This window comes from Yoonia sp., from assembly GCF_036770585.1.
Lineage (GTDB): Bacteria > Pseudomonadota > Alphaproteobacteria > Rhodobacterales > Rhodobacteraceae > Yoonia.
In genome coordinates, this window is the sequence record NZ_DAIPIW010000026.1 from 15,628 (window position 1) to 25,093 (window position 9,466).

Here is a 9,466-nt window from a genome sequence, read left to right on the forward strand (position 1 = left end):
TGCGACCATCGTGCTGACGGAAATGGTTCGCGTTTTCAAGCCCAAGGACATCACCGTTTCGTCCTACGGCATCCGCGAGGGGATGCTCTACGAACAAATGCCCCGCGACCTGCGCGAGCGTGACCCGCTGGTCGAGGCCTGTCGCTTTGCCGAAAACAAGGACGCCCGCCTGCCGGGGTTCGGTCGAGTGCTCTATGATTTCGTCAAACCGCTGTTTCCCCGCGCGAACTGGCAGAAGAAGCGGATCATCAAGGCCGCCTGCCTGCTGCATGACGTCAGCTGGCGCGCCCATCCCGACTATCGCGCCGAGGTCACCTTCGACAACGCCACCCGCGCCAACCTTGGCGGGCTGAAACATGCCGAAAGGGTGTATCTGGGCCTTGCGCTGATGAACCGCTATTCGAGCAAGACGGCGGACTCGCGGTTCGCGCCGCTTTTTGCGATGCTGGATGAAGGCCAGATCAAAGAGGCCGAAATCCTCGGCAAGGCCATGCGTCTGGGTGCAATGCTCTGGATGACGGCGGATGAGACACCCGGTTCGTTCAAATGGAAGCCGAAGTCGGGCGAGTTGATCCTGACGCTGGAACGACGCGCCGAGCCGCTTTTCGGCGAGGTCGCCGAGGCGCGCCTTGCCGCCCTCGCCATGGCGATGGGTGCCACGCCGTCGGTGAAATTCGTCACATAGCCTAAAGCTCGATCTCGCCGGTGTCGGGGTCCGGCACCCAAAGCGGCGCATCCGGCTTGCGGCGGATGATGATGTCACCGTTCGGCAGGATTTCGGGCGCGGCGTAGTGACGGATATCGTCCACCGTATCCAGCAGTTCGGCAAAGGCCGGACCAATCGCCTGCGCGAATTCGGCAAAGGCCGGACCAAGCTCTTCCACGGTCTTGCGCATCTCGTTTATTGCGGGTTCCATCTCGGACATGATCCCGCGCATGAAAAGGCGCGCGCCCTCTTCCATCAGGCTGAAGCCATCGTCTTGCGGGTCTTGCGCCAGCGCGGGCTGGGCGGACAGGCAGACCAAGAGCGGAACAAGGACAAGGTGTTTCATGCCCACAATATACGTGAAACGGCGCCCATTTTCAATTCGCGAGGTCGATGTCCAGGATCACGGGAAAGTGGTCGGAGGCATCGAGCAGCGCCTGCCTGAGATCTTCATCGCCATAGCAGCCGGGGTGATCGAAGGGATGCCAGATCTGCCATTCCGGTGACCGCTGACGCAATTGCGGCGACACCATGATATAGTCGAGCAGGACTTGCAGGAAGGCCCCGTTCCTGTGCTGGAAACGCGCCGTGGTCGGCATCGCCCCAAGCTTGCGGCTAAGGGCAAGATGCGCGTGCGGATCATACATGCGCTTCTGGTCCCCCTCGCCCAGCACGATCTCGACGCCGGACCGGCCGAAGAGTTTTTCATATTCGTCCAGCCCAGGGCCGTCGTTGAAATCGCCCAGCACGATCAGGTCCTCACCGGCGTCAAGGTGCTGGCTGACCCGATGCCGCAGCCAGACACATTGGGCCAATTGCTTGCGGCGGTTCTCGATCGAAATCCGCGTCGCCTCGGCCGGGTTCCGTGCCCCATGCGGGGCCTTGGACTTGGCGTGCACGCCGATCAGGCGCAGCGGACTATGGGGTGTGGTGACGGCAACTTCCAGCGGCGGTTTCGACCAGACGACCCGATCCGGCTTGGCGTCGGTATCCACGTCCAGATGGAAGGAGGTGTCAAAACGCGGCCCCGCGGGCGATGCTTTGGGGTCGTGATGCGCCTGCAACCGGTAAGGGTCGTAAAGCAGCGCGATTTCCTGCTGGGTGTCATTGGCAAAGCCGGTCAGCACCTCTTTGGTGCGCAGATCGAAGGTGCGCGCGAATGTGGCCAGCGCGGTGCGGGCGTTGCGGGTCGGGCTGGTGTCGGGGGCCTCGATGATCATGACCGCATCGGCGTTCATCGCCGTGAAAACCTTGGCGAGGGCCTCGATCTGCACCGCCTTGGTGACGTTCCAGCGCGACGACCATGACCCGTCGTAGATCAGCTCACCGTCGTCATCGAAGAGGGCGTTGAACCACTCGACGTTATAGGTGGCGATCCTCACGCGGCGCGTCCGGTCTGGATATCCTCCCAGGCGCGGTTGATGGCGACCATGCGGCGTTCGGCCAGTTTGATCGCCTCTGGCGGCACGCCACGGGCCATCATCACATCGGGATGGGTTTCGCGCACCAGTTGCTGCCAGGCCTTGCGCACCGTCGCGATGGGCGCGTCCGGATCGACGCCCAGCACATCATAGGGATCACGCTCGGCCTCTTTGACAAACTGCGCCCGCACCCCGCGAAAGCGGCGTTCGTCGAAGCCCCAGATGCGCGCGACCTCTTGCAGGAAATCATCCTCTTTCGGGTGATAGACCCCGTCGGCCACGGCGATGTGGAACAGCCCCTCCAGCAGATCGCACAGCGGGCGGACATCGTCGCCATACATCGCCTTGATCCGGCGGGCGTAGGTGTCAAAGCCCGCGACGTCCTGACGGGCGAGGTTGAAGACGCGCGCGGCGTTCGCCTCTTCCTCGGGCGGGATCTGGAATACCTCGCGGAAGGCGACGACCTCGTCCTTGGTCACGCGGCCATCGGCCTTGGCCATCTTGGCGCCCAGCGCGATCACCGCGATCGTGAACCCGACCGAGCGGTCGGGATCACCGCGCAGCCGCTCGAACACCTCTGACAGGCTTTCGCCCGCGCGCAAGGCGGCAATCGCCTCGGCAATGCGTGTCCAAATCGACATGGGTCGCGCCCCTTTCAGAGCAATTTCTGCATCAAAACAAGATCAATCCAACGTCCGAATTTGAACCCGACTTCGGGCAGGGTTGCAACCGTGCGGAACCCGCAGGCGGCATGAAAGGCGACCGCACCGGCATTTTCGGCACTGCATCCGGCAAAAAGCGAGTGATACCCCGCCGCCCGCGCCGCATCACAGGTGGCCATCATCAGCGCGCGGCCCATCCCGCGCCCCTGCCCGTCCGCATGCAGCAGGATCGTGTGTTCGGCGGTGTGTTTGTAGCCCTCGCCGCCGCGAAACTGGAAGAACCGCGAAAAGCCCAATATCCGGCCGCCTTCCTCCCAGACCAGCGCCTGCCGCGCGCAGAGATCGGCGACTTCGGCATCGGATTTCTCGACCGGATTGAAGGTGATGGTCGTATGGCGGATCGCGTGGTTCCAGATCGCGGCGATCTGGGGCGCATCAGCCGCCGTCGCAGGGCGGAGGGTCATAGATGGCGGATCCCCTGCGGCGTCTCGAAGATGGCGTGCATCGCGAAAGGGCCGGACATCAGGTTGACGCGGTCGTCGCAGGGGTCGATCAGCGCGGCAATCTTGTCCGCTTGCGGATGGGTGACCGAGAACGACATCAGACGGCATCCGCTGGGCGCAAGCCGTGTCGCCGGATGCACGGTTCCCTCTGCCCATCGGATCAGCGTCGGATAGGCCCCGCCCATCGGCAGCGCGCCGTCATCGGGCACGGTGATCTGCCATGAAAGCTCGCCCCGGGTCAGCGCCTGCGGGGCACCCGCCGCCGCAGGCAGCCCGTCGAACCTGTCCGTCTGGCAGATCCAGTTCGCAAGTCGCGGCGGGCCGCTGAAATGATCCAGCCCGAACCACGCATGCCCGGCTTCCGGCACCGCATCCGGGTCAATGGCTATGACTTCGAGGTATAGCCCATCCGCCAGCCCCAGAAGCGTGTTGTGGGTGCCATAGCGCGGATGCTTGCCGCCCGTTTGCAGCGAGACACCCAAACGCTCTTCGACCCAAGCTGTCCCTTCTGCAAGATCCGAGCAGGCAACGGCGATATGATCGAGGGTCAGCATCGGCAGGGCTCCGTCACAAGGGCTGTGCATTCTTGCCCGCCCGCCGCACGGATTCGCAAGCCCCCGCAATCGAAAGGCCGCGTCCGGTCCCCCCTCCGGACGCGGCCCATCCGCGTGGCGGCCTAACGGCGGCTTGCGCGGATCAGCCCCAAGATATCCTCGGCAGCCTTGGGGATATTCGTCCCCGGGCCAAAGATCGCCTTGACGCCGTTGTCGTAAAGGAACTGGTAGTCCTGCTGCGGAATGACCCCGCCGCAGATCACGATGATGTCGTCTGCGCCTGCATCCTGCAAGGCCTTGACCAGCTTCGGTGCCAGCGTCTTGTGCCCCGCCGCCTGACTTGAGATCCCGATCACATGCACGTCGTTGTCGATGGCGTCCTGTGCCGCCTCGTCCGGTGTCTGGAACAGGGGCCCCACATCCACGTCAAAGCCGATATCGGCAAAGGCGGTGGCGATCACCTTGGCGCCGCGGTCATGCCCGTCCTGCCCCATCTTGACCACCAGCATCCGCGGGCGGCGGCCCTCGTCCTGCGCGAATTTTTCCACGCTGGCCTGAATCGCGGCGAAGCCCTCGTCGCCCTCGTAGGCGGCACCATAGACGCCTGCCAATGTCTTCACCTCGGCGCGGTGCCGTCCGAATGCTTTTTCCATGGCCATGCTGATTTCTCCGACTGTGGCGCGGGCGCGGGATGCGTCCACGGCAGCTTCAAGCAGGTTGCCGCCCTCATGGGCGCGGCGGGTAAGTTCGGCGAGGGCGGCGTCGCAGGCCGCCTGATCACGCGCGGCCTTGGTGCGTGCGATCCGCGCGATCTGAGATGCGCGCACCTTGGCGTTGTCGATATCCAGAATGTCGATCGGGTCTTCGCGGTCCTTGCGGTATTTGTTGACGCCGACGATCACCTCGATCCCGCGGTCGATCTCGGCCTGCCGCCTTGCGGCGGTTTCCTCGATCCGCAGTTTGGGCATGCCGGATGCCACGGCCTTGGTCATCCCACCCATCTCTTCGACCTCTTCGATCAGCGTCCATGCGGCCTCGGCCAGATCATGGGTCAGCTTTTCGACGTAGTAGGACCCCGCCAAGGGATCGACCACCTTGGTGACACCGGTTTCCTCTTGCAGGATCAACTGGGTATTGCGCGCGATGCGGGCGCTGAATTCGGTGGGCAGGGCAATCGCCTCGTCCAGAGCATTGGTATGCAGCGACTGGGTGCCGCCCAGAACCGCGCTCATCGCCTCGTAGGCGGTGCGGATGACGTTGTTGTAGGGGTCCTGTTCCTGCAAGCTGACACCGCTGGTCTGGCAATGGGTCCGCAGCATGGAGGACTTGGGGTCCTTGGGCTCGAACTCTGCCATGATCCGCGACCAGAGCAGACGCGCCGCGCGCAGCTTGGCGGCCTCCATGAAGAAATTCATGCCGATGGCGAAAAAGAAACTTAGCCGTCCGGCAAACTGATCCACATCCATGCCGCGTGCGATGGCGGTGCGCACATATTCGCGCCCGTCAGCCAGCGTATATGCCAGTTCCTGCACCAAATTCGCGCCGGCTTCCTGCATGTGATAGCCGGAAATCGAGATCGAGTTGAATTTCGGCATCTCGGCGCTGGTATAGGCGATGATATCCGCGATGATCCGCATCGAGGGTTCGGGCGGATAGACGTAAGTATTCCGCACCATGAATTCCTTCAGGATGTCGTTCTGGATGGTGCCGGAGAGGACCGATCTGTCATGACCCTGTTCCTCGCCCGCGACGATGAAACTGGCGAGGATCGGGATCACCGCGCCGTTCATCGTCATCGAGACCGAGACCTGATCCAGCGGGATGCCGTCGAAAAGGATCTTCATGTCCTCGACACTGTCGATGGCCACACCGGCCTTGCCGACGTCCCCCTCGACGCGGGGATGGTCGCTGTCATAGCCCCGATGCGTCGCCAGATCGAAGGCCACCGATACGCCCTGCTGCCCGGCGGCCAGCGCCTTGCGGTAAAAGGCGTTCGATTCTTCCGCTGTCGAAAAGCCCGCATATTGTCGGATCGTCCATGGACGGCCCGCATACATCGTGGCTTTCACCCCGCGTGTGTAGGGCGCCTGTCCGGGGATGCCGCCCAGATGCGGCAGACCGTCAAGATCAACGGCAGTATAAAGCGGCTGGACCGCGATCCCTTCGAGTGTTTCCCATGTCAGCGCCTCCGGCGACTTGCCGCGCAGTTCCTTGCGGGCAATCTCTTCCCAGACCTTCTTGTCAGACATCGTCACCTCCGGTGGGGCACATGAAAAAGTTATCGCGGATCGAGGTCTGCCCCTTAGCAATCGCAAATGGCAGGGCTATATCCATGATCATGAGAGAATTTACCAAAGGCCTGCTTGTGGCTGCTGCTTTGACAGCCGCCCCGCTGGCCGCCACCGCGCAGGACACAACCGACGTCGCCGCTGCGGCGACACTTGGCATATATGACCGTTGGCTCGCCGAGCCGAAGACCGTTTTCGACGCCGCCGAGATCGATCCGGCCGCGTTGCAATGGCTGTTGCGCCCGCTGGTGGTTTTCGCGGATTCCCCGAATGATCCGCGATACCGGCAGCAGATGGACCAGCTTCTGGCCGAGATCGACGATCTGGTCGAAAGGGACGTGATCATCATCACCGATACCGATCCGGCAGCCATGACGGCCCTGCGCACACAGTTGCGCCCGCGCGGATACATGATGGCACTGGTCGCCAAAGACGGGCGGGTCGCCCTGCGCAAGCCCGCGCCATGGTCGGTGCGGGAACTGTCACGCAGTATCGACAAGATGCCGCTGCGCGAACAGGAAATCCGCGACCGCCGGACCGTCGGGCAATAGCGCCTTTCACCCATCGGACCGCCGCCCCAGCATGATCCGCCCGCCCGCATATAGCAGGCCAAGCAAAAGCAACAGCACCAGCAACGTGCCCATCGCCTGCGACAGGATCAGGCTGGTGCAGACAATGGTCATCGACAGCGTGAAGGCCGCGCCGTTGACCCAATGTTGCGCGCGCAGACGTGCTTTCGCCAAAAGCTGGTAAATCAGACCGAAGGTGACGAAACCGGCCATGACCGGCAATAGCGCCACCAGCCCCACGAACCCCGCCGCCGACAGCGCGGTTGCCTGCACCGCAAAACTGAAGCCCGCGTAATAGCCCGCCGCGGCGACACCCAGACCACCGGCAAAGGCGAGGTTATAGGCCAACCAGTCGCCCATCTATTCGAACTCCATGATCACGTCATCGACGGCCAGACTGTCGCCCGGGCCTGCGTTGATCCTGCTGACGACGCCCCTGCGCTCGGCGCGCAGGATGTTTTCCATCTTCATCGCCTCGACGGTGCAAAGCGCCTGTCCTTCCTGCACCTCGTCGCCCTCGGCCACATCGACCTTCACGATCAGTCCCGGCATCGGACACAGCAGTTGCCTGGAGGTATCGGGTGGCAGTTTCTCGGGCATCAGGGCGGCAAGTGCTGCCTGACGCGGGGTGCGGACATGCACCTTGAGATCCGCCCCGCGATAGCGCACCCGGAACCCGCCCGAGATCTTGCCGACCTTCATGACAAGCGGCGCATCATCCACGGTCATCCGCGCCAGCGGCTGGCCCGGTGTCCAATCGCCCGTCACGCGCAGCGTCCGGTCCCCGATCCGCACATCCGCGCCGCCCCGGTCGGCGGTGATCTTGATCTGATGGCTGTCACCTTGCAGCGTGACCACCCAGTCTTCGCCCACGTGGCGTTCGTGATTGTCCATCCGTCCCGACACCCGCGTCCGGCGGATTTCGGCGACACGGTGCATCGCGGCGGCAGCGGCGGCGATGCGTTCGCATTCCGCCTGCGGCAAGGTCACGCCTTCAAAGCCGTCGGGGTATTCCTCGGCGATGAAGGCGGTCGTCATGTCGCCGCTGATGAACTTGGGATGGTCATAGACGGCGGCAAGGAACGGCAGGTTGTGGCCGATCCCCTCGACCTCGAAGGCATCGAGCGCGAGGCGCATTTCCGCGATGGCCGTCGCGCGATCCGGCGCCCATGTGCACAGCTTGGCGATCATCGGGTCGTAATACATGCTGATCTCGCCGCCCTCGTAGACGCCGGTATCGTTCCGCACGGCGCGGGTCGGCGTCGCCTCTTCGGCGGGCGGACGATAGCGGGTCAGGCGGCCGATCGAGGGCAGGAAGTTGCGATAGGGGTCTTCGGCATAAAGCCGGCTTTCCATCGCCCAACCGTTGATCGTAAGGTCACTTTGCGCAAACGGCAGCTTTTCACCCGCAGCGACACGGATCATCTGCTCGACCAGATCGACGCCGGTGATCAGCTCGGTGACGGGATGTTCCACCTGCAAACGGGTGTTCATTTCGAGGAAATAGAAATTCCGGTCGCCATCGACGATGAATTCCACCGTGCCCGCGCTGGTATAGCCCACCGCCTGCGCCAGCGCGACGGCCTGCGCGCCCATCGCCTTGCGGGTGGCCTCGTCCAGAAAGGGGCTGGGTGCCTCTTCGATGACCTTCTGGTTGCGGCGCTGGATGCTGCATTCCCGCTCGTGCAGGTAGACCGCATTGCCGTGGCTGTCGGCCAGCACCTGAATTTCGATGTGGCGCGGCTGGGTCACGAATTTCTCGATGAAGATACGGTCGTCGCCGAAACTGCTGGCGGCCTCGTTCTTGGAACTTTGAAAGCCCTCGCGCGCCTCGGCGTCGCTCCACGCAACCCGCATCCCCTTGCCGCCGCCACCGGCGCTGGCCTTGATCATCACCGGATAGCCGATCTCGTTGGCGATCTTCACCGCCTCGTCGGCATCGGCGATCAACCCCATATAGCCGGGCACGGTCGAGACACCGGCCTCTTGGGCGATCTTCTTGGAGGTGATCTTGTCGCCCATCGCCTCGATCGCGGCCTTTGGCGGGCCGATGAAGGCGACGCCTGCGGCCTGCAGCGCATCGGCGAATTTGGGGTTCTCGGACAGGAAACCATAGCCGGGATGCACGGCTTCGGCGCCGGTGTCGCTGATCGCCTGCATCACCTTGTCGATCACGATATAGGACTGGTTGGCGGGGGGCGGGCCGATGTGCACCGCTTCATCCGCCATCTTCACATGCAGCGCGTTGCGGTCGGCGTCCGAATAGATCGCGACCGTCTGGATGCCCATCTTGCGCGCGGTCTTGATGACACGGCAGGCGATTTCACCCCGGTTGGCGATCAGGATCTTCTTGAACATGGTCTTGTGTCCCCAAAACAAAAAACCGCCGCGGGGTGAAAGCCCCCGCGGCGGTTCAAAGATGTGCCGCGCCCGTCGGGCGCAGTCGTCGTCAGATCAGCGGCAAATGCCTGCGTCGTCGCAGAAGACACCCGCAGCCGCGCCGACAAGCATCGAGCCGGTGCGGTCCGTGCCAAGCAGTTCTGAAGCGACAAGGCCTGCGCCCGCCCCCACGACACCGCGCTCCACGTCATTGTCGAGGCAACCTGCCAAACCGAATACTGCCACTGCGGAAAGGATGATGGAAATCTTTCGCATTGTTCTCTGCCTATCGTTGTTATTTGGACCGCTGCACCAGTTGCAGGGCCTACGCCGCCTACCCTAGCTAGATCGCCGTGATATCCAATAGCAAGCTGCATTTCGCGC

Annotated in this window: 10 protein-coding genes and 1 pseudogene; 2 read left to right on the forward strand and 9 right to left on the reverse strand. The window is 63.3% G+C overall.

Going from position 1 to position 9,466, the window contains the following annotated elements; all coding sequences use genetic code 11:
* Positions 1–685: pseudogene (locus V7N12_RS06735) on the forward strand (exopolyphosphatase); the annotation flags it as partial.
* Position 686: 1 nt separating this feature from the next.
* On the opposite strand, the gene V7N12_RS06740 reads toward V7N12_RS06735, so the two are convergent.
* From V7N12_RS06740 to scpA, 6 genes are all read right to left on the reverse strand, one after another.
* A complete protein-coding gene (locus V7N12_RS06740) occupies positions 687–1,052 on the reverse strand; it encodes an AAA+ family ATPase (RefSeq protein WP_333713576.1) in 366 nt (121 codons plus the stop codon).
* A gap of 31 nt (positions 1,053–1,083) precedes the next feature.
* Positions 1,084–2,088: an endonuclease/exonuclease/phosphatase family protein gene (locus V7N12_RS06745; protein ID WP_333713577.1), complete on the reverse strand. Its 1,005-nt coding sequence runs from the start codon at positions 2,086–2,088 to the stop codon at positions 1,084–1,086.
* Complete coding sequence (locus V7N12_RS06750) at positions 2,085–2,768, reverse strand: molecular chaperone DjiA (protein WP_333713578.1); 684 nt, start codon at positions 2,766–2,768, stop codon at positions 2,085–2,087. The genes V7N12_RS06745 and V7N12_RS06750 overlap by 4 nt, the downstream gene beginning before the upstream one ends.
* A 14-nt stretch (positions 2,769–2,782) precedes the next feature.
* Positions 2,783–3,253, reverse strand: a complete 471-nt coding sequence (locus V7N12_RS06755; protein WP_333713579.1) for a GNAT family N-acetyltransferase — start codon at positions 3,251–3,253, stop codon at positions 2,783–2,785.
* Positions 3,250–3,846 carry a VOC family protein gene (locus tag V7N12_RS06760; RefSeq protein ID WP_333713581.1) on the reverse strand — a complete coding sequence of 199 codons (597 nt, stop codon included), beginning with the start codon at positions 3,844–3,846 and terminating at the stop codon, positions 3,250–3,252. Before V7N12_RS06760 ends, V7N12_RS06755 begins: the two co-directional genes overlap by 4 nt.
* Before the next feature lie 122 nt (positions 3,847–3,968).
* On the reverse strand, positions 3,969–6,095 hold the full coding sequence (gene scpA, locus V7N12_RS06765; RefSeq protein ID WP_333713583.1) for a methylmalonyl-CoA mutase: 2,127 nt from the start codon (positions 6,093–6,095) through the stop codon (positions 3,969–3,971).
* Positions 6,096–6,178: 83 nt separating this feature from the next.
* Between scpA and V7N12_RS06770 the strand changes: the two genes are divergently transcribed.
* Positions 6,179–6,685 (forward strand): DUF4174 domain-containing protein, encoded by a 507-nt coding sequence (locus V7N12_RS06770; RefSeq protein ID WP_333713585.1) that lies wholly within the window; start codon positions 6,179–6,181, stop codon positions 6,683–6,685.
* Positions 6,686–6,691: 6 nt separating this feature from the next.
* On the opposite strand, the gene V7N12_RS06775 is transcribed toward V7N12_RS06770, so the two are convergent.
* The 3 genes from V7N12_RS06775 to V7N12_RS06785 all read right to left on the reverse strand — a co-directional run bounded on the left by V7N12_RS06775 (position 6,692) and on the right by V7N12_RS06785 (position 9,358).
* On the reverse strand, positions 6,692–7,063 hold the full coding sequence (locus V7N12_RS06775) for a hypothetical protein (RefSeq protein WP_333713586.1): 372 nt from the start codon (positions 7,061–7,063) through the stop codon (positions 6,692–6,694).
* Positions 7,064–9,061: an acetyl/propionyl/methylcrotonyl-CoA carboxylase subunit alpha gene (locus V7N12_RS06780; protein WP_333713587.1), complete on the reverse strand. Its 1,998-nt coding sequence runs from the start codon at positions 9,059–9,061 to the stop codon at positions 7,064–7,066.
* A 96-nt stretch (positions 9,062–9,157) separates the two neighbouring features.
* The gene (locus tag V7N12_RS06785) at positions 9,158–9,358 is read right to left on the reverse strand and encodes a hypothetical protein (RefSeq protein ID WP_333713589.1); all 201 of its coding nucleotides are present in this window, start codon (positions 9,356–9,358) and stop codon (positions 9,158–9,160) included.
* Positions 9,359–9,466: the final 108 nt, after the last annotated feature.

What these genes read in the sequence shown, in the direction of transcription:
- V7N12_RS06740 (WP_333713576.1), bottom strand. Translation starts at nt 1,052, where the DNA reads ATGAAACACCTTGTCCTTGTTCCGCTCTTGGTCTGCCTGTCCGCCCAG.
- V7N12_RS06750 (WP_333713578.1), bottom strand. Translation starts at nt 2,768, where the DNA reads ATGTCGATTTGGACACGCATTGCCGAGGCGATTGCCGCCTTGCGCGCG.
- V7N12_RS06755 (WP_333713579.1), bottom strand. Translation starts at nt 3,253, where the DNA reads ATGACCCTCCGCCCTGCGACGGCGGCTGATGCGCCCCAGATCGCCGCG.
- V7N12_RS06760 (WP_333713581.1), bottom strand. Translation starts at nt 3,846, where the DNA reads ATGCTGACCCTCGATCATATCGCCGTTGCCTGCTCGGATCTTGCAGAA.
- scpA (WP_333713583.1), bottom strand. Translation starts at nt 6,095, where the DNA reads ATGTCTGACAAGAAGGTCTGGGAAGAGATTGCCCGCAAGGAACTGCGC.
- V7N12_RS06770 (WP_333713585.1), top strand. Translation starts at nt 6,179, where the DNA reads ATGATCATGAGAGAATTTACCAAAGGCCTGCTTGTGGCTGCTGCTTTG.
- V7N12_RS06775 (WP_333713586.1), bottom strand. Translation starts at nt 7,063, where the DNA reads ATGGGCGACTGGTTGGCCTATAACCTCGCCTTTGCCGGTGGTCTGGGT.
- V7N12_RS06780 (WP_333713587.1), bottom strand. Translation starts at nt 9,061, where the DNA reads ATGTTCAAGAAGATCCTGATCGCCAACCGGGGTGAAATCGCCTGCCGT.
- V7N12_RS06785 (WP_333713589.1), bottom strand. Translation starts at nt 9,358, where the DNA reads ATGCGAAAGATTTCCATCATCCTTTCCGCAGTGGCAGTATTCGGTTTG.